Origin of the sequence: Flavobacterium sp. (assembly GCF_043778725.1) — a bacterium.
Taxonomy (GTDB): Bacteria; Bacteroidota; Bacteroidia; order Flavobacteriales; family Flavobacteriaceae; genus Flavobacterium.
On the sequence record NZ_JAYWFT010000081.1, the window covers coordinates 1 to 19,803 of the forward strand.

21 protein-coding genes and 1 tRNA gene are annotated in these 19,803 nt (G+C 31.6%); 9 read left to right on the forward strand and 13 right to left on the reverse strand.

All coding sequences use genetic code 11. The features are described from left to right. Positions 1–258: 258 nt before the first annotated feature. From ACH2CG_RS07065 to ACH2CG_RS07085, 5 genes are all read right to left on the reverse strand, one after another. Positions 259–534 carry a type II toxin-antitoxin system RelE/ParE family toxin gene (locus tag ACH2CG_RS07065; RefSeq protein WP_395063605.1) on the reverse strand — a complete coding sequence of 92 codons (276 nt, stop codon included), beginning with the start codon at positions 532–534 and terminating at the stop codon, positions 259–261. Next, complete coding sequence (locus ACH2CG_RS07070; protein WP_395063607.1) at positions 527–769, reverse strand: type II toxin-antitoxin system ParD family antitoxin; 243 nt, start codon at positions 767–769, stop codon at positions 527–529. The genes ACH2CG_RS07065 and ACH2CG_RS07070 overlap by 8 nt, the downstream gene beginning before the upstream one ends. Before the next feature lie 57 nt (positions 770–826). Further along, on the reverse strand, positions 827–1,303 hold the full coding sequence (locus tag ACH2CG_RS07075) for an HIRAN domain-containing protein (RefSeq protein ID WP_395063609.1): 477 nt from the start codon (positions 1,301–1,303) through the stop codon (positions 827–829). Then, positions 1,300–4,683 (reverse strand): type II CRISPR RNA-guided endonuclease Cas9, encoded by a 3,384-nt coding sequence (cas9, locus tag ACH2CG_RS07080; protein WP_395063611.1) that lies wholly within the window; start codon positions 4,681–4,683, stop codon positions 1,300–1,302. Before cas9 ends, ACH2CG_RS07075 begins: the two co-directional genes overlap by 4 nt. A 346-nt stretch (positions 4,684–5,029) precedes the next feature. Next, positions 5,030–5,419, reverse strand: coding sequence for a response regulator (locus tag ACH2CG_RS07085; RefSeq protein ID WP_395063613.1), 390 nt, complete (start codon positions 5,417–5,419; stop codon positions 5,030–5,032). A 176-nt stretch (positions 5,420–5,595) separates the two neighbouring features. Between ACH2CG_RS07085 and ACH2CG_RS07090 the strand changes: the two genes are divergently transcribed. After that, the gene (locus tag ACH2CG_RS07090) at positions 5,596–6,441 is read left to right on the forward strand and encodes a transketolase (protein ID WP_395063615.1); all 846 of its coding nucleotides are present in this window, start codon (positions 5,596–5,598) and stop codon (positions 6,439–6,441) included. Between the two features lie 151 nt (positions 6,442–6,592). Further along, entirely contained in the window at positions 6,593–7,546 is a 954-nt protein-coding gene (locus ACH2CG_RS07095) for a transketolase family protein (protein WP_395063617.1), read from the forward strand. A gap of 108 nt (positions 7,547–7,654) precedes the next feature. On the opposite strand, the gene ACH2CG_RS07100 is transcribed toward ACH2CG_RS07095, so the two are convergent. From ACH2CG_RS07100 to idi, 6 genes are all read right to left on the reverse strand, one after another. Further along, positions 7,655–7,728, reverse strand: a tRNA-Thr gene (locus ACH2CG_RS07100). A gap of 80 nt (positions 7,729–7,808) precedes the next feature. Then, positions 7,809–8,075 carry a hypothetical protein gene (locus ACH2CG_RS07105; protein ID WP_395063619.1) on the reverse strand — a complete coding sequence of 89 codons (267 nt, stop codon included), beginning with the start codon at positions 8,073–8,075 and terminating at the stop codon, positions 7,809–7,811. A 54-nt stretch (positions 8,076–8,129) separates the two neighbouring features. Then, on the reverse strand, positions 8,130–9,092 hold the full coding sequence (locus ACH2CG_RS07110; RefSeq protein ID WP_395063621.1) for a type I phosphomannose isomerase catalytic subunit: 963 nt from the start codon (positions 9,090–9,092) through the stop codon (positions 8,130–8,132). Positions 9,093–9,133: 41 nt separating this feature from the next. After that, the gene (locus ACH2CG_RS07115; RefSeq protein WP_395063623.1) at positions 9,134–9,589 is read right to left on the reverse strand and encodes a peroxiredoxin; all 456 of its coding nucleotides are present in this window, start codon (positions 9,587–9,589) and stop codon (positions 9,134–9,136) included. Position 9,590: 1 nt separating this feature from the next. Then, the gene (locus ACH2CG_RS07120) at positions 9,591–10,001 is read right to left on the reverse strand and encodes a 6-pyruvoyl trahydropterin synthase family protein (RefSeq protein WP_395063625.1); all 411 of its coding nucleotides are present in this window, start codon (positions 9,999–10,001) and stop codon (positions 9,591–9,593) included. A gap of 84 nt (positions 10,002–10,085) precedes the next feature. After that, the gene (gene idi, locus ACH2CG_RS07125; protein ID WP_395063627.1) at positions 10,086–10,613 is read right to left on the reverse strand and encodes an isopentenyl-diphosphate Delta-isomerase; all 528 of its coding nucleotides are present in this window, start codon (positions 10,611–10,613) and stop codon (positions 10,086–10,088) included. Between the two features lie 136 nt (positions 10,614–10,749). On the opposite strand from idi, the gene ACH2CG_RS07130 reads away from it, so the two are divergent. From ACH2CG_RS07130 to ACH2CG_RS07140, 3 genes are all read left to right on the forward strand, one after another. Continuing rightward, a complete protein-coding gene (locus tag ACH2CG_RS07130; protein ID WP_395063629.1) occupies positions 10,750–11,055 on the forward strand; it encodes a DUF6922 domain-containing protein in 306 nt (101 codons plus the stop codon). 38 nt (positions 11,056–11,093) lie between these two features. Further along, entirely contained in the window at positions 11,094–12,095 is a 1,002-nt protein-coding gene (locus ACH2CG_RS07135; protein WP_395063631.1) for a hypothetical protein, read from the forward strand. 92 nt (positions 12,096–12,187) lie between these two features. After that, positions 12,188–13,309, forward strand: a complete 1,122-nt coding sequence (locus tag ACH2CG_RS07140; protein ID WP_395063633.1) for a bifunctional methionine sulfoxide reductase B/A protein — start codon at positions 12,188–12,190, stop codon at positions 13,307–13,309. Between the two features lie 47 nt (positions 13,310–13,356). Here the strand turns inward: ACH2CG_RS07140 and ACH2CG_RS07145 are convergent, their stop codons facing one another. Then, on the reverse strand, positions 13,357–14,919 hold the full coding sequence (locus tag ACH2CG_RS07145; RefSeq protein ID WP_395063674.1) for an NAD(P)/FAD-dependent oxidoreductase: 1,563 nt from the start codon (positions 14,917–14,919) through the stop codon (positions 13,357–13,359). A gap of 171 nt (positions 14,920–15,090) precedes the next feature. Between ACH2CG_RS07145 and ACH2CG_RS07150 the strand changes: the two genes are divergently transcribed. Next, on the forward strand, positions 15,091–15,330 hold the full coding sequence (locus ACH2CG_RS07150; RefSeq protein ID WP_395063635.1) for a hypothetical protein: 240 nt from the start codon (positions 15,091–15,093) through the stop codon (positions 15,328–15,330). Between the two features lie 54 nt (positions 15,331–15,384). Here ACH2CG_RS07150 and recQ read toward each other — a convergent pair whose 3' ends face one another. Then, the gene (gene recQ / locus ACH2CG_RS07155) at positions 15,385–17,580 is read right to left on the reverse strand and encodes a DNA helicase RecQ (protein WP_395063637.1); all 2,196 of its coding nucleotides are present in this window, start codon (positions 17,578–17,580) and stop codon (positions 15,385–15,387) included. A gap of 86 nt (positions 17,581–17,666) precedes the next feature. On the opposite strand from recQ, the gene ACH2CG_RS07160 reads away from it, so the two are divergent. From ACH2CG_RS07160 to ACH2CG_RS07170, 3 genes are read left to right on the forward strand one after another with little or no spacing between them, the layout of a single operon-like run. Further along, positions 17,667–18,632, forward strand: coding sequence for an SIS domain-containing protein (locus ACH2CG_RS07160; RefSeq protein WP_395063639.1), 966 nt, complete (start codon positions 17,667–17,669; stop codon positions 18,630–18,632). Next, positions 18,632–19,456, forward strand: a complete 825-nt coding sequence (gene tatC, locus ACH2CG_RS07165) for a twin-arginine translocase subunit TatC (protein WP_395063641.1) — start codon at positions 18,632–18,634, stop codon at positions 19,454–19,456. The genes ACH2CG_RS07160 and tatC overlap by 1 nt, the downstream gene beginning before the upstream one ends. Beyond that, a complete protein-coding gene (locus ACH2CG_RS07170) occupies positions 19,440–19,784 on the forward strand; it encodes a carboxymuconolactone decarboxylase family protein (RefSeq protein ID WP_395063643.1) in 345 nt (114 codons plus the stop codon). Before tatC ends, ACH2CG_RS07170 begins: the two co-directional genes overlap by 17 nt. The last annotated feature ends 19 nt before the right edge of the window (positions 19,785–19,803 follow it).

The following is a 19,803-nucleotide window of genomic DNA, read 5'->3' on the forward strand; positions in this document are numbered from 1 at the left end:
ATCGTGTTTTCTAATCTTTAATCAAACCACAACATGTCAAATATTGCCATTTCTTTTATTGTTAATATCGTGTTTTCTAATCTTTAATCAAACCACAACAATACTTTAAGTTGTCAAGAAACTACAACTAATATCGTGTTTTCTAATCTTTAATCAAACCACAACTGTAAGTTACTGCATCTTTTGCAAGGCAGATGCCATAACTTCCAGTTGTGGTTTGGCTGTTTAAGACTATGAAAATTTTATGTCAATGAACTTTTAAAAATCTTGTCTTCCAATAATTGCATTAATTTCTATTGAATTACCTGTTACTTTATAATAAACCGCATCAACACCACAAACGCATTTTCGATAATTGGTTTTAATGTTTGAAACAGCTGGAAACAAATATGGATTTGAAGCTATTTTATCAAAACATTGATACATCATATCAAAATACTTATCGGCTTGATCTAAACCAAACTGACCAATTCCATATTCATAAATACGCAAGAAATCCTCTTTGGCTTTTTCGCTCAAATCATAATTATACATTCAAACGCATTTTAAATTCGGCAAGCATTTCCTCTTTTGTTTGTTTTTTTGCTAAACCACTTTTTTCTCCTAACTCAATTTTCATCCTCACAAATTCATAGTATTCTTCTTGTTTTCTTGCTTGTTGAATTAAATAATTTACCGCTTCACTTTTACTTGTAAATTCTTCGTTGGCAACTTGTTGTTTTAACCATTCATCATTTTGATTGGCTAAAGTGATACTTTGTCTTGACATAATAAAATTATTTAGTGGTGTAAATATACACCAAAAATTACAACGAAAAAATAATTTTTACAAAACATATCCTTTTCTATATTGATCATGAGCATCATCGGCTCTTTTTTCTAATAAATCGGTTTCTAATACTTTTGGGGTTTCAATTATAATATTAGTATAAACTTCTACAGCTAATCCGTCAAACACTTTTTCGACATTGCTTGTTATCTTACTAACAAATGCTGTGAACTTTACACCTTGTTCCAACATATTTGCAATTGCAATATTTTCATATGCAGCTAAATAACCAAGTTTATGTTCGTTAAAATAAACTTCAATAGCAAAACTGTCATATACATTTGTATTTTCTCTTTTTAAATGTAATTCAACACCAACATCAAGTTGCTTTCTAATTTTTTCAAATTGATAATGCGCTAAACCTTTGACATAATTATCATAAATTTTTACTGGTTTTTGTGACCAAGTGGTATTAGGAATTATTAGTCCTGTCGTACCTAATCCTAGTACTTTTAAAAAATCGGAACGGTTCATAACTTTTGAATTTTTCCAGAAACTGAAATTTTTACTTTGATTGGATTAAATGTTTCCCAACCTGTTTTACCATTTCCAAATCCTCTTATGCTTTTATAAAATGGTTCAAAATTATTTTGAATTGATGCTTGAGAGCTTTGTCTAAATTCATAAAATTTAGAAGATAATTTCTGAACTCTATACAACTGCTCTTTCAAAACATCATAATCCGGATTTTCCCAATTGATTTCATCTTCGTTTATTCCCAATAAAAACATATCATTAATATGTAAAGTCGTTACAATTTCTTTTCCGTCTGCTGGTAATTGATATGCTGGAAATCCTTTGCTTTTTCGCTCCACTACTGTCCAAAAAGTAACTACCTCTTCATTTAGGTTTCCTTTTTCATCTTTGTAAATAAGTACATGATGATTGTTTCTAGGATTTACCCATTGGTTTACATTATTTTTTAATTTTTCTGCTCCACCAATATTTTCTTTCATTCTTACTTTCAAAATAGGAACTGGATTACCATTTTTATTAGGCAAGAAAATTCGTGGTTGTTTTACTCCATTTTCATCAACAATAAAAAAAGTGCTTGTAGGAATTGTACCTTTTACAAATCCGCCTAGTTCATTAATTCTTTTAAAAATTAATTTTTTAATAGATTCATCAACCACTTTGTCTAATTGTTTCTCGGTTGTTAAACTATCAATTGCTTTTCTGACGTGAAATGCTTCTTCTCCATTAAAATTTCTTTTACCAAAAACGGTTTCTTTATGCAATTGTCCTCGTGCAGCAACGCCTTTATTGATATGTGTTTTTCCGTTTTTTTCAACTTTGGTATATCTAATTGTTATATCATTTGAAATTCTTTTATGCGAAATCAATATTTTATCTACTGCTTTTTCTGCATCAAATCTAAAGGTTTCCCAAGGCATTGGAAAATCTTTTAAATCATAATTTCTATTGTAACGATTCCATTTTGATAATTCTTGCAAATAACTTGTTTTGCCACAAGCCATAACAAGTGCATCAATTGCATGATGGCGATGGTCTTCACGAGTTTTGGCATTTTCATCATTCAAAACCGTATTCAAACCCCATTTTTGGCGCAAATTGGCTGTCATTTGTCCTGGCGAAACGTTTACTTTTTTGCAAATTTGTTTCAAATAAGTTGCTGCCTCTTTGCTTATAAATCTTGTATCGTTTAATTGTCTTGAACTGAAATCGTCATCGAATTTCTGTTGCACAAATCTTTTAAATTTCTGATAAGAATTTGGATATTCCTTAGTGTCCGAAAATAATTTCAAGGCACGTTCTTTTCTTGCACTCCAATCTAATTCATCATTGCCATAAAATTCAAAAGGAGTTTTGTCGCCTTTTCGTCGATTTTCATCGGCATAACACAAGGTTTTGTTATTGAAACTATCGTTAAGCGAACGACTCCAAGGATGAATATGCTCTATTTGAACTTCTCCTGTAAATAATTTAGAAACAGGAATTGCAACTCCAGTATAAGGACAAGTCTGTTTACATTCTTCCCAAAGTTTGAATTTTAAAATGTTATCGTGAGAAACTCTAGTGTATTTTTCAACTTCACCTTTAACTCTGTCGTTTTCTCGTTCTAATCGTTTTTGGTCTCTGCGAATTTTATTTCGTTGCGATTTAGATATTTTTAAATCACGAGCCATTTCTACTTTTATTTCGTCAAGTTGTCCGTGTTCTTCAATTAATTCGTTTACTAATTTTCGTAATTCAAATAATGCAGTAATTACAATAGGATTTCTAATGACTTGAATTTCTTTATCAGCATCTTTTCCAACTGGCAATTTTTCTAATAATTCTGCAACATCAATCGTTGCTGAATGATGGTAAAGTTTTTTTAATTGTTTTTCATTAAACTCAAAACGTTTATTAAGTTCTTCTTTAATTGTATCTATAAAACCACCTGAAATTTTAGACCTAACAATTGCTTCAACATTATCAATTAAATCTAATTGTTTTTGATTATTTTCTGATGTGTCATTTTGCCATTTATCGCCAAAAGTATTTTTAATACCGCCCATAACGACTGCTACATCATAAGTATAGCCTTGCTGAAGAAAAGGCAAAATATTTGCAATTGCTTTTCTGCTCAAACTCGCATAGCCATCTTTTACATTGAATTTAGAAATTGCAATGGCTTGTTCATCTGTGAAATTCCAGTTTTTAATAGCATACTCTTTTAGATTTGATTTGCTATCAAAAAAATATAAAACGTGCCAAATATCTTCTTGCTCTTTTTCTGAAAAGTCAAACCATCGTTTTCCAAAGAATTTTTTGTTAGACAGATTAGAGATTGTGTGCGTTCCAACAATTTTATCATCGTCTTTATAATTGAATTTGAATTCGGCACTTTCTTTGCCAATTGCTTTTCGTAGTTTTTTAAATTCAATTTTATCGGATAAAAGTAATTGTTCAATTAGTTTTTCTTTTTCAACTTGAGAAATTTTATTTCCGTTATACTCAACAGTATTTACCCATTGCCAAATTCTAAACATTTCAACAGGAATAGCACTTATCGGACATTTGGTTTTTGTAGGTTCAAACGAACAATTACCAACCAAATGCTTTTGCGAACGTAATGGTCGCTGATGAAACAAAATTCCGTCATCTGCATAATTATCTTGCTTTCTGCCTCCAAATTTTGTTTTTAAATCATCATTTAAAACGGAATGAAATTGCGTTTGTTTATCCCAAATCAATTCAAATTCATCAATATACATTTTGCGAGTGGTGTATCTATTTCTGATTCTTTCCAATCCATCTTGAAAAGGCTCATTTTCTTTTGGATAAATTTCATACAAATAAGAACCTAATGTTTTTCCTTCAATGCTTTCAAGCGTTTCATCAATTCCTATTTTCCCTTCTTTTGCATTACCTTTAAAAATAGCTCCATCATCATTACCGCCTTTCCTACTATTACTCAAAAATCCTCGTCTTTGAATTAAATGATAAAATATTCTACCTATTTCTTCTAAAGATAAGTTTTCAGTTATTGCTTTTTGACGCAATTCATAAGGATTTAATGCAAACCAAGATGCAAGTCTATCTGTTGGAAATTGTTTTGTTTTTTTCCAATCATTAAAATCATTTTTGTCAATTGGGCACATTTTATTTTCTGAAAGCGCCTCAAGCAAAATTTTCTTTCTTAATCGTCTTCTAAAAAACTGACGACGAATTCCTCTTGCACCTGTTCGACTTGCATTTTTAGACATTTCATTATCGCCATCACCTAAATTCTCAACGCCCATTGGAAAAATTCTACTTCCAATACCTATAATTCTATTTAATTTATCATCGATTAATGCCCAACCAATCGAGTTTGTCCCTAAATCTAATCCTAAAATCTTTGCCATAATAATCTATATTTGTAAGAATTTTGAAAGGTAAATAATTTTAAAACACCTATGTTACGGTTTTCCGCATTTTGGTAAAATATATTTTTATTTATTGCAATTGTAAAAATAATACAATGTTTAGAATTAAAAACAAGTATAAATACGTGTTTTATTTAAAATTTAATTTATACATTTGTGTTGATTAAAATTTCTAATCTTTAATCTTATCACAATAAGGCTATATGCCGTAGATGTAAATCTTTAGTCCTGCTTCGGTGGGACTTTTTTTTATAAAAAAACTAGCAATCAAACAAGTGACTGCTAGCTTCAAGTTAAAATATATATTTTTTTACTTAACGTTCTCTTAATTCGATAAGGAATCTTCCAAAACTAATTCAATAGCTTCTTTAAACTCTTTAAAATTATTCTTTTTCAATAAATATCTAACGCCTATATTATTGTAATTTTTAACTAATTTTTTTGGATAGGCACCCGAAATCATTACTATTGGAATATCTTGTAGCTTTTCATTTTTTCTAATAATTTCTAGTATTTCTTCACCATTTAAAACTGGCATGTGAATATCTAAAATGATAATTGATGGGAGTTCATTTTCATTATCTAGTATTCTTAGCATTTGTTTCCCATCAAGAAATACTGTAACTTGATATCCTAATTCATCTCCAATTTCTTTAAAGAAGCCTAAATCATCTAAATCGTCGTCTAAATAAAATATTTTTTTTGAATTTTCCATAGCAGGTATCTTTATAATTGTAAAATTATCTAAGATGTAATTATAAATTTTACATAATATTTGTTCAATGTTATATAATTTAAAGATTAAGAGTATTAATAACTTATAACAAAATCTTTTGCCCTACCAAAAAAATAAAATTACTTTTACACCATTATAATTTTTAACTACATAAAATGTCTAACATTCAACAACTACAAGATTTAACAACACAAGTGCGAAGAGACATTCTCCGTATGGTTCATGCTGTAAATTCAGGTCATCCAGGAGGTTCTTTGGGCTGTACCGAGTTTTTAGTTTCGCTTTACCAAGAAGTAATGAACAGAAAAGAAGGTTTCGATATGAACGGAATTGATGAAGATTTATTCTTCCTTTCTAACGGTCATATTTCACCAGTTTTTTACAGTGTTTTAGCTAGAAGTGGCTATTTTCCAGTATCAGAATTAGCAACTTTCAGAAAATTAAACACGCGTTTGCAAGGACACCCAACAACTCACGAAGGTTTACCAGGAATTAGAGTTGCCTCAGGTTCATTAGGACAAGGATTGTCTGTTGCGATTGGTGCTGCACAAGCAAAAAAACTAAACAATGATAATAATTTAGTTTATGCTCTTACTGGAGATGGCGAATTACAAGAAGGTCAAAACTGGGAAGCTATAATGTATGCTTCTGCAAAAAATGTAGACAATCTTATTGCAACTGTTGATTATAACCGTCAACAAATTGATGGTTCAACTAAAGATGTATTGAACATGGGTAACTTGAAAGCTAAATTTGAAGCTTTCGATTGGGATGTTTTAGAAATAACTGAAGGGAACAATATCGAAACAATTATTGCCGGAATGAACGAAGCCAAATCAAGAACTGGAAAAGGAAAACCTGTTTGTGTAATTCTTCATACCGAAATGGGTAATGGTGTAGATTTTATGATGCACACACACGCTTGGCATGGAAAAGCACCAAGTGACGAACAATTAGCAAATGCATTAGGACAAAACGCAGCAACTTTAGGAGATTATTAATTTAGTGTTCATTGATTAGGTTTTAGTGTTCAGTAGTATGACTTAAATATTAAAAATAAATATTGAAGGTATATATTAGATATTAAGAATAATCATTTATTATAAAAAAAAAACTTTGTGACTTCGAGCCTTAGCGGCAAAAAAATATAAAATGAAAAAATATACAAACACAGGAAGTAAAGATACCCGTTCAGGATTTGGTGCAGGAATGACCGAATTAGGACAAAAAAATGAAAATGTTGTAGCACTTTGCGCCGATTTAATTGGCTCGTTAAAGTTTGACGATTTCAAAAAAAATCATCCAGAACGCTTTTTCCAAATTGGAATTGCTGAAGCAAATATGATTGGAATTGCAGCAGGATTAACTATTGGTGGAAAAATTCCTTTTACTGGAACCTTTGCTAATTTTTCTACAGGAAGAGTTTACGATCAAATTCGTCAATCAGTAGCATATTCAGATAAAAACGTAAAAATTTGTGCTTCTCATGCTGGTTTAACACTTGGTGAAGACGGAGCAACACACCAAATATTAGAAGATATTGGTTTGATGAAAATGTTGCCTGGAATGACTGTAATCAACACTTGCGATTACAATCAAACTAAAGCGGCAACTTTAGCATTAGCCGATCATCATGGTCCAGCTTATTTGCGTTTTGGACGTCCAGTTGTGCCTAATTTTATGCCTGCTGACGAACCATTCGTAATTGGAAAAGCCATCTTATTAAACGAAGGAACAGATGTAACTATTATTGCAACCGGACATTTAGTATGGGAAGCATTAATTGCAGCAGAAGCATTAGAAGCAAAAGGAATTTCTGCAGAAGTAATAAACATTCACACAATTAAACCTTTAGATGAAGAAGCAATTCTAAAATCGGTTGCTAAAACTGGTTGTGTGGTTACTGCAGAAGAGCATAACATTCTTGGTGGTTTAGGCGAAAGCGTTGCTAGAACACTAGCTTTAAACAACCCAACACCTCAAGAGTTTGTTGCCGTTCAAGATTCATTTGGCGAAAGCGGAACTCCAGAACAATTAATGGAGAAATACAAACTAAACAATCAAGCAATTGTTGAAGCAGTTGAAAGAGTGATTAAGAGAAAATAATTTTTTCTAAACAATATCAAATCCGTCTAGTTTTTTAATTAGACGGATTTTTTGTTTAAATTTTATTCATAAAAAAAACCACCACATTGCTGTGATGGTTTAACGAAGAGCCGGCGGAGGGACTCGAACCCACGACCTGCTGATTACAAATCAGCTGCTCTAGCCAACTGAGCTACGCTGGCCGGTCTCATTTCTGGTGCAAATATAATATCGATTTTTAAATCTCCAAAACTTTTTTACACTTTTTTAATGATTTTTTTAATTAAAGTGCGTTGATTTTTTCAATCAATTGATTAGCAGTTTGTTCTAATTCAACATTGATTTGTTTGAAATGCGCTTTTTTATTTTCTACTTTTTTAGCATTAACCTTAACGATTAAAGCATCAAAAGATGTAATCGCTTCATCTATAACTGCATTAGTAGCTTCTGTAGGCTTTCCTTCGCTAGTCATTTCGTGAATATAAACCGCTTCAATAATATCTCCTAAAACGAAGTTGATGTCTTTTTTTAAATTTTTAACGCTTGGCATTTTCTTTATTTTTTAAATTCGGTGCAAAATTACACATAATCTTTGTAATATGGGTTAAGAAATGTAAATTTCTAACACTGATGCTTTTCCTTTTATTTCAAATCCAGTCATTTCTGCAGGAATTAAAAGTGTATCACCTGTTTTATAATCGTATTTTTCTTCTTTATAAAGCAACTCAAAACTTCCTTCAACACACATGTAAACCGAAAATGATTCTTTATTTTTATCAAATTTCATTGCGCCGTCAAGCGGAATAAAATTCGTAGTAAAATAAGGACAATCAACCATTACGTTAGCTTCATTTTCAACTTTCGAGTAGTTTTTTTGAGCATCAACAACATTATAATTGATAGCATCCAAAGCTAAATCTACATGAAGTTCGCGTGTATTTCCGTTTGCGTCTACTCTATCAAAATCGTAAATTCTATAGGTAATATCAGATGTTTGCTGGATTTCGGCAATAACAGTTCCTGCACCAATGGCGTGAACCGTTCCTGTTGCTAAAAAGAAAACATCACCTTTTTTAACTTTTTTAGTATCAAGAATATCGATTATGGTTTTGTTTTCAAGAGATTTCAAATATTCCTCTGGAGATGATTTTTCTTTAAAACCTACTATTAATTTCGCATTGGCATCGGCTTGCATTACATACCACATTTCGGTTTTTCCGAAGGAATTGTGACGCTTTTTTGCCAACTCGTCATTTGGATGCACTTGAATGGACAAATCTTCGCGAGCATCAAGGTATTTAAAAAGTAATGGAAATTGTTTGTCAAATTGCTTGTAAACCTTTGTTCCTAAAACTTCTTCTGGAAATTCATTTATCAATTCGTTTAACGATTTTCCTTTAAAAAATCCGTTTGCAATTATACTAACATCATTTTCAACGGTAGAGATTTCCCAGCTTTCGCCAGTAATTTCACTTGTAATTGGTTTGTTTAGATAAGTTTTTAACTTTGTTCCGCCCCAAATTCTATCTTTCAGAATGGGTTGAAATTGCAATGGATAAATTTTCATTAGATTTTGTTAAAGTACAAAGATGCGAAATTTTAAAAATACTATTTTGTCAATTCCTTCAAAATTTTCAATGCTTTATTAATGTGTATTTTTCCTTGCATGCTATTGAAAACCAAAACTATAATGCCCTTTTCATCGGCAACAAAAGTTTGACGACCTGGAATAATTAAAAAATCATTTTCTACTCCAAAAAGTTTACGGAGTTTTTTATCGTTATCAGAAAGTAAAATAAATGGAAGATTGAATTTGCTTTTAAACTTTAAATGCGACTGAACAGAATCGGCACTGATACCAATAACTTCGGCGCCCAAATCTATAAATTCCTGATAATTATCTCTAAAACTGCACGCTTGTTCGGTGCAAACTCTAGTTTCATCTTTAGGATAAAAATAAATTATAAGTGGTTGTTTTCCAATATAATTTTGACTATCAAAAATATTTCCGTTGGTATCTTTTGCTTTAAAATTGGGAAGCTTGTCGCCTACTTTTAGTGCCATTTTAGTTTCCTTTATAGGTTACAAAGTTTCGTGGTGTTTCATAAAGAACTACTTCTAATTCTTTATTTGCGTCAATATATTTTCTTAGTTTATTCCAAATTACGACTGCAATATTTTCGGCTGTTGGATTCAAATCTGCAAAATCGGTAACATCCAAATTCAAATTTTTGTGATCAAAAGCATTTTCGACATGTTCTTTTATCAAATCTGAAAGTATTTTCACATCAACAACAAAACCAGTTTCTTGGTCAATTTCGCCAGTAACCGAAACAATTAATTCGTAATTGTGTCCGTGAAAATTAGGATTATTGCACTTGCCAAAAATAGCATCGTTCTGTTCCATCGTCCAATCTTTTCGGAATAATCTGTGAGCTGCGTTGAAATGTGCTTTTCTTGAAACGGTAACTTTCATTTTGATTTAGGATTTGTGATTAAAGGATTTAGGATTTTGAATTAGAACTTAAAATCCTAAATCAAAATTCCTTAATCTTAAATTTTATAGTTTATGATCTTCGAGATAATGATAAAATTGGTCAAAAATAATTTTGAACCAAACGGTGTAAATCTCAGGATTTTGAATCATGTCTTCTTTGATGTCTTCAATAGTCATCCATTTCCAACTTTCTACTTCTTCCTCATTAATGTTTGGTTCTTCGTTAGAATATCCAATCATAACGTGATCTAGTTCATGTTCGGTCAAACCGTTATCAAATGGAGCTTTGTAGATAAAATGAAACAGTTCTTTCAACTCAGTTTTAAAACCCATTTCTTCAAATAAACGGCGTTTTCCTGCTTCGATATTGGTTTCTCCTGCACGTTGATGACTACAACAAGTATTGGTCCACAATAAAGGCGAATGGTATTTGTGATGCGCACGTTGTTGTAACATGACTTCGTTTTTATCATTTAAAACAAAAACCGAAAACGCACGATGCAAAACTGCTTTTTCATGAGCTTCCAATTTATTCATCAAGCCAATTGGCTCATCATTTTCGTTGACTAATATTACTTGTTCTTCCTTCATACGTATAATAAGATGGTCAAAAATACGAAAATATTTTCGCTTTTATGTAGATATTTGAGTTTGTGAAAAGTTTAACGAGTGTTGAAGTCGTGAAATTATATTTGTATTAAATAACTAAATTCACTATTTTTGTTATATGGCAAATTCCTATTCGATAGAAAATCTTTCCTCGCATCTTTTCTGGGATGTAGATAAAAATGCTTTGGATTTTGACAAATCTAAATTACAAATTATTTACAAGGTTCTAGAATTTGGATTAATGAGCGATTGGAATATAATAAAGGAAGTTTATGGTTTAGAAACAATCAAAAAAATTTCTTTAGAACTTCGAACTTTAGATGTACTAACATTGTCTTATTTATCTAATCTTTTTAAAATTGACAAATCAAATTTTAGATGTTACAAACTCACACAATCCAACCAAAACTTCTGGAATTACTGAAAAAGTTAATGTCTTCAATTTCTAAAGTTAAATACGATATGAAAATATTTTTTTTATTAATCGTACTCATTATTCCGTATTTTTCTTTTTCGCAACTTTCAGAAAAAGCAAACATTATTTACCAAGAATTAAATACAAAAAAACAAATTGAAAGTCAAAATATTGGTTACAATGGTCAGGAAAGTCAAGTTTATTTACTCTATTCTGAATTAAATAAAATTGCAACAGACTCTGAAGTTCTTTTTATGGCTGAAAATGGTAATAATGTTGTGAAAAATTATATGTCTGCTATTTTAGTTGATAGAAAATTTAATAAAATTTTAACCTTATTTAAAACATTTTTAAATAATCAAGAAGAAATACACATTCAAACTGGATGTATGGGTTACAATTCTACTTTAGCCGGTCAATTATATAGTTATATATTTTATCAAAACGAAAAAATAGAAAATATAAAATTCAACAAAGAAAATTATACACGTAAAGAAATCAAAGAATATCAATTTGAAGTTAATACAAAGTGGACTAAAAAAGAAATAGATAATCTTTTGAAAGAACTAAATTTTGCAGTATTAGATTCAGAAGAAATAGCTCCAATTACACTTAACATAATATTCAATTTAAATAATTATGAGTTTGACAATTATGATAAAGTAAAATATTTTGCAACTAAATACCCTTCAAGAGAAACACTAGCTACGTTAGCTAATTTTCAAAATAAAAACGATTTACCATTATTTCATCAAAATATCGACAACTCTTTTTTAGCAATTTCAAAATTCCCTGATGAATCTTTTGTCGAAGTTCTTCAAAATAATGAAGAAAAAAATATAGAAAATTTAGATTATTACGAGGCTATCGCATCATTTTGTATAGATGATGTAAACAAGATAAAGAAAAACATATTTGACAAATTAAGTAAATCTGATGATATATTTACTAAAGAATACATTCAATATCTTGAAGCAGCATTGAAGAAATATAGTTGTGAATACAATTCAAACTTATTATTAGAAATTGATAAACTCCACATCCGTTAAACTTTCCTTAAAGGAACTCATTTTGTAAACTATAAGACATTTTGCCTCGTATATCTGTTGTAAATTTGTACTATAATTTAAAAATGAATGCTATGCGAAATTCAAAATCACTTTTCAATCTTTTGGTCCTGTTACCTCTATTCGTTTTGAATGCGTGCGGACAATCATCAAATAAACAAAACTCAGCAAAAACAACAAAAACAATCGCTATGGAAAATGTTATTTCTAAACCCGAAAATCCTTACTATTCTAATACCGACACCAAAAAACTAAATGTTTCTGATGCCGAATGGAAGAAAATTTTATCGCCAGATTTATATGCCGTTGCACGACAAGCCGACACCGAAAGAGCATTTACTGGGACTATGTGGAATTCTGAAACCAAAGGAACTTATTATTGTGCCACTTGCGGAAATAGATTGTTTAGATCCAATCAAAAATTTACTAGCAGTTGCGGTTGGCCAAGTTTCTTTGAACAAGAAAACAAAGAAAGTATTACATTTAAAGATGATAATTCGTACGGAATGAAACGCACAGAAGCACTTTGCGGACGATGCGACAGTCATTTAGGACATTTATTTGACGATGGACCAGAACCAACAGGAAAAAGATATTGCATGAATGCTATTTCATTAGATTTTGTTCCAGATGGCGTTGTTGCTACAAAAAGTGAAGGAAATTTAGAAACTATAGTTCTTGGTGGCGGTTGCTACTGGTGTGTTGAAGCTGTTTATGAAAACCTTCAAGGTGTAAAAAGTGTTGCCTCAGGATTTGCTGGCGGAACAGTTGAAAATCCAAGTTATGAAGAAGTTTGTACTGGTAGAACTGGCGCAGCCGAAGTTGTAGAAATCACTTATGATAAATCGGTCACTAATTTAGACGAGATTTTCAAAGTATTTTTCACCGTTCACGATCCTACAACTTTAAACCGTCAAGGTGCTGATGTTGGAACGCAATATCGCTCGGCTATTTTCTTCAAAAATGAAGAACAGAAAAAAGCAGCGCAAAGTATTATTGACGAATTGAATGCTTCTAATGTGTATTCTAGCAAAATAGTTACCACTTTGGAACCTTTCAAAAAATTCTACAAAGCCGAAGAATACCACCAAAATTATTATGAAAATAATAAAGACAAACCTTATTGTCAGATGGTAATTCAACCAAAAATCGAAAAATTTGAAAAGGTTTTTAAAGATAGATTGAAAAAGAAATAATTGTTAATTCAAGTAAAAAATCGTTCAAGAAATTGGGCGATTTTTTTTTATTTCTTTAAAACCTCAGCAATTTTCAAAGCACATTTTTCACCATCGATAGCTGCCGAAATAATTCCACCTGCATAACCTGCACCTTCGCCGCAAGGATACAATCCTTTTATTTGAACATGTTCCAACGTTTCATCATCTCTGGGAATTCTAACTGGCGATGAAGTTCTACTTTCTGGAGCATGAAGAATGGCTTCGTTTGTCATGTAACCGCGCATTGATTTTCCGAATTCATTAAAACCTTCTCTCATGATTTGAGTTAGAAATCCTGGAAAAACTTGTCCCATTTCTACAGAAGTCGTTCCAGGAACATACGAAGTTTTTGGAATATCCGCTGAAACTTTATTTTGAGTAAAATCTATCATTCGTTGCGCTGGAACTTTTTGAGTTTGTCCAGCCAAATGCCATGCTTTTTGTTCGATAGATTTTTGAAATTCCATTCCGGCAAGAGCTCCAAATTTAGCAAATGGTTTGAAATCTTCTAATTTTAATTCGACTACAATTCCAGAATTGGCTGTACTTTGATCACGTTTAGAAGGCGACCAACCATTAGTTACAACTTCGCCATTACTTGTAGCGCACGGAGCAATTACGCCACCAGGACACATGCAAAAAGAATACATTCCGCGACCATTTACTTGCTTCACAATAGAATAAGGCGATGGTGGTAAAAATTCACCTCGAAAATCACAAGAATATTGAATTTTATCAATTAATTCCTGCGGATGTTCTGCGCGAACACCTAATGCGAAAGGTTTGGCTTCTATGAAAATTTTCTTTTTATCTAATAATTCAAAAATATCTCTAGCAGAATGTCCTGTTGCAAGAATAACTTTATTGGCAGAAATTGTATCACCAGATTGCGTTGTAATTCCATGAATTTCATTGTTTTTTACAATAAAATCAGTAACTCTTGTTTCAAATAAAACTTGTCCGCCATATTCGATAATTTTCTCACGAATATCTTGAATAATTTGAGGTAATTTATTGGTTCCAATGTGCGGATGTGCTTCAACTAAAATAGCATCGGAAGCTCCAAAAGCTACTAATAATTTTAGAATTCTATCTACATCACCACGCTTTTTAGAACGCGTATATAATTTTCCGTCAGAATACGTTCCTGCTCCACCTTCTCCAAAACAATAATTGGAATCTTCATTTACAATATGATCAACATTTATGGCTTTTAAATCTCTTCGGCGTCCACGAACGTCTTTTCCTCGCTCAATAACTATTGGTTTTAAACCTAATTCTATCAATTGTAAAGCGGCAAATAATCCGGCTGGACCAGCACCAATTACGATTACTTCTTGCGAATTGGAAACATTTTTATAGTTTGGAAGTTCAATTTTTTGTGAAGTAAGTGCTTCTCCAACAAAAAAAACATCGGCTTTTATATTAAATTTTATGGCTTTTTGACGTGCATCTATAGAACGTTTTAAAACAACAACCTTTTGAATTTCTTTTACAGAAGTGTTGAATAACTTAGCAACATGTTCATTAAGTAATGATTCGTTGTGAGCAACTTCTGGTGAGACTTGGGTTTGAATTTCGCGAGGCATAAAGGTAATTTTTGACAAAAATAGTAATTTGAAAATTGTTATTGTAATTTTGCAATAGAACAACAATTTTAATTAAAAAAAGTGTCATGAATTTTACGAAATTACACAAAATTAAGTTGGTCGAAATTTCACGAATTTTTAAAAATCAATCTTACTTAGAAAAAATCTAAAATGTCAAGAAAAATAAAACTAATTTGGGATTTTCGTGGACCAGCATCTGAGAAAACTGCCCAACATCACGAAATTCATTTGAAAGAATACATTGCTATTGAGAAATTACCAATAGATATTACTGGATTTGAATCTTTAAACGATATGTATGCTATTGCTTTTATGGTAGTTACCGACGAAAACATGCTTCAGGTTCGTGATGCTTTAAAACCCCATCGTGGAGAATTGGTTTCGGGTTAAAAAATTGCGAGTTGCGAGTTTTAAAACTTTAAATTCGCAACTCGTAACTCTCAACTAATTCGCTACTTCGCTAATAAACTTAATTCGCATCAATCGTAATTCTTCGATGTCATAATCGCCATCAAATTCTTTTAGCGCTGCTTCAATATTATCCGATTCTGATTCCATAAAATAATCATGAATTTCTTCTTGCTGATCATCGTCTAGCATTTCATCAACCCAATATTTAATGTTTAATTTGGTTCCTGAGTAAACAATTTGTTCCATTTCTTTCAACAAATCGTCCATTTTCATTCCTTTAGCTTTGGCAATATCTTCTAGAGAAAGTTTTCTATCGATATTTTGAATAATATATAATTTATTGGCCGAATTTACACCTGTAGATTTTACTACTAAATCGTCTGGCCTAATAATATCATTATCATCTACATAACGACTTATTAATTCTATAAATTCTTTACCATATTTTTTAGCTTTTCCTTCACCAACTCCATGAATATTAATTAATTCATCCATTGATATTGGATATTTCAATGCCATATCTTCTAGAGATGGATCTTGAAAAACCACAAATGGAGGAACACTTAATTTTTTAGCTACTTTTTTACGCAAGTCTCGCAACATTGCCATCAAAGCTTCATCTGCAGTACCTGATGATTTTGCAGCAGTTACAATAGCATCGTCTTCGGCTTCATTGTATTCGTGATCTTCACTCATCATAAACGAGTGAGGTTTTTTTATAAAATTATGTCCTTTATCTGAAACTTTCAAAATTCCGTAAGTTTCAATATCTTTAGTTAACATTCCGTCAACTAAAACCTGACGGATTAGTGCCATCCAATAGCGTTCTTCTTGATCTTTTCCTGTTCCAAAGAAACTCTGAGCATCTGTTCTATGGGCTTTTATGGTTGCATTTACTCTTCCTATTAAAGTAAAAACAATTTCTTTTGATTTGTATAAATATTTGGTATCTCGAACTACTTCAAGAAGTTTAACAACGTTATCTTGAGCTTCTACTTTGGCTTTTGGATTACGAACATTATCATCCATATCGGCACCTTCGCCGGTTTCGCCATCAAATTCTTCTCCAAAATAATGTAATAAAAATTTACGTCTAGACATAGAAGTTTCTGCATAAGCTACGACTTCTTGCAAAAGTGCATAACCAATTTCTTGTTCGGCAACTGGTTTACCCGACATAAATTTTTCTAATTTTTCTACATCTTTATACGAATAGTAAGCCAAGCAATGACCTTCGCCACCATCGCGACCAGCACGTCCAGTTTCTTGATAGTAACTTTCTAACGATTTTGGGATATCGTGGTGAATTACAAAACGTACATCTGGTTTGTCAATTCCCATTCCAAATGCAATTGTTGCCACAACTACATCTACATCTTCCATAAGAAACATATCTTGATGTTTGGCTCTAGTTTTAGCATCTAAACCAGCATGATATGGCACGGCGCTTATACCGTTTACTTGAAGTACTTCGGCAATTGCCTCTACTTTTTTACGGCTTAAGCAATAAATAATTCCCGATTTTCCTTTATGTTGTTTAATAAATCGAATAATATCCGATTCAATATTTTTAGTTTTAGTTCTTACTTCGTAATATAGATTTGGTCTATTAAATGATGCTTTAAAAGTTGTCGCATCAGACATGTCAAGATTTTTAAGAATATCTTCTTGCACTTTTGGGGTTGCAGTAGCTGTTAAACCAATAACAGGAACGTCGCCAAGTTGCTTAATAATAGAACGCAAATTTCTATATTCTGGTCTAAAATCGTGACCCCATTCTGAGATACAATGCGCTTCGTCAATGGCTACAAAAGAAATAGGTACACTTTGAAGAAATTCTACATATTCTTCTTTAGTTAACGATTCTGGCGCAACATATAATAGTTTGGTAATTCCCGAAACAATATCTTTTTTAACCTGATTAATTTCGGTTTTTGTTAGCGATGAGTTTAACACATGTGCAATTCCGTCGTTGGTAGAAACGCTTCTAATGGCATCAACTTGATTTTTCATCAAGGCAATTAAAGGCGAAACCACAATTGCAGTTCCGTTTTGAACAAGTGATGGCAATTGATAACACAATGATTTTCCGCCACCTGTAGGCATAATCACAAAAGTATTTTCTTTTGCTAAAATACTTTTTATAACTTGTTCTTGTAAACCTTTGAATTGGTTAAAACCAAAATATTTTTTTAATTCCTTGTGGATGTCAATTTCGTTTGAATTCATTCTTACTTAATAGTATTTTTACATAAATTTGCAACCATAAATATACAAATTTCTTTTACTCATACAAATTTTATAACAAATCTATTTTGATAACTAAAGAAAATATTATTGATTCGGCAAAAAAGACCTTGCTTTCTGAAAGTCAATCAATAGCAAAACTTACTGATTACATTGACAATAGCTTTGTTGAAGCTGTCCAAATTATTTATAATTCTAGAGGAAGATTGATAGTGACAGGAATTGGAAAAAGTGCGATTATCGCTCAAAAAATTGTTGCCACATTAAATTCTACTGGAACTCCTTCGTTATTTCTTCATGCATCTGAAGCAATTCATGGGGATTTAGGAATGGTACAAGATGGAGATGCCGTAATTTGTATTTCAAAAAGTGGAAACAGTCCAGAAATAAAAGTACTGGTTCCTTTATTAAAAAGATTTGGAAACAAACTTATTGCAATCACAGGAAACACAACTTCTTATCTTGGTAAAGAAGCAGATTACACTTTAAATACTTATGTAGAAAGTGAATCTTGTCCTAACAATTTGGCTCCAACTAATAGTACTACGGCACAATTAGTAATGGGCGATGCTATTGCTGTATGTCTAATGGAAATGAGAGATTTTACTGCCGAAGATTTTGCAAAATATCATCCTGGTGGCGCATTGGGTAAAAAATTATTGATGCGTGTTAACGACATGCTCGACAATACGCACAAGCCGATGGTAACGCCAGAATCAAGTATTAAAAATGTAATTGTAGAAATTTCTGAAAAAAGACTTGGCGTTACAGCCGTTATAGAAAATGATAAGGTAATCGGAATTATTACCGATGGCGACATTAGAAGAATGCTAAATAAAACGGAAACAATAACTGGATTGTCAGCTAAGGATATTATGACCAAAAATCCGAAAACAATAAAATCAACTGATATGGTTAGTGATGCACTAAATATTTTAGAAGATTTTTCTATTACCCAATTGGTGGTTGTTGACAATGGCCAATATAAAGGAGTGATACATTTACACGATATTTTAAAAGAAGGAATTGTATAATGGCAAAAAAAGAACTTAAAGAGATGTCTTTCATGGATCATCTTGAAGATTTAAGATGGTTATTGGTGCGAAGTTCAATTGCAATAATTGTGCTATCGTGTGCTTGTTATTTTATAGACGGATTTATATTTGACACAATAATTTTTGGTCCAAAAGACCCCAATTTTGTTACTTACAAATTCTTTTGTGAAGTAACGCATTATTTCGGTGTAGATGATACTTATGCTTGTGCGACTGAATTTTCGTTTATTATTCAGAATACCGAAGTAGGAGGTCAATTTTCTATGTATTTATGGACTTTAATTACGGCTGGATTTATTTTAGCTTTTCCTTATATTCTTTGGGAACTTTGGAAATTTATAAGTCCGGCGCTTTATGAACATGAACGCAGACATGCTGGAGCTTTTGTAATTGTTTCATCATTATTATTTTTTATAGGTGTTGTTTTTGGATACTATATAATTGTTCCACTTTCTATAAATTTCTTCGGAACCTTTAATGTGAGTGACACTATTGTAAACCAATTTAGTATTGACTCCTATACAAGTATGGTAAAAACCTCGTTAGTTGCAAGCGGATTAGTATTTGAATTACCTATAATAGTTTACTTTTTAGCAAAACTTGGTTTGGTAACACCCGATTTTTTAAGAAAATACAGAAAATTTGCAATTGTAATCATATTAATAGTTGCTGCAATAGTAACACCACCAGATATTCCGAGTCAAGTTATTGTTTCTATACCAATATTGATTTTGTATGAAGTAAGTATAATAATTGCTGCTGTTGTAGCTAAAAAACAAAAAACAAATGAGCAACCAAGTTAAAGAATTCAATGAGTATCGTTCTAAAATGAACGAAAAGTTACTGGCAGACAACAACAAAATTATTAAACGCATTTTCAATTTAGATACCAATGCTTATGCTGAAGGCGCGCTTGATGTAAAAACCAAAGAACTACTTGGATTGGTAGCTTCGGCAGTATTGCGTTGCGATGATTGTGTCAAATATCATTTAGAAACATCTCATAAAGAAGGCGTTACTAAAGAAGAAATGATGGAAGCTATGGGAATTGCTACTTTAGTAGGCGGAACAATTGTAGTACCTCATTTGAGAAGAGCATACGAGTTTTGGGAAGCTTTAGAAAACAATTAGATAATGAGATAATTATTCA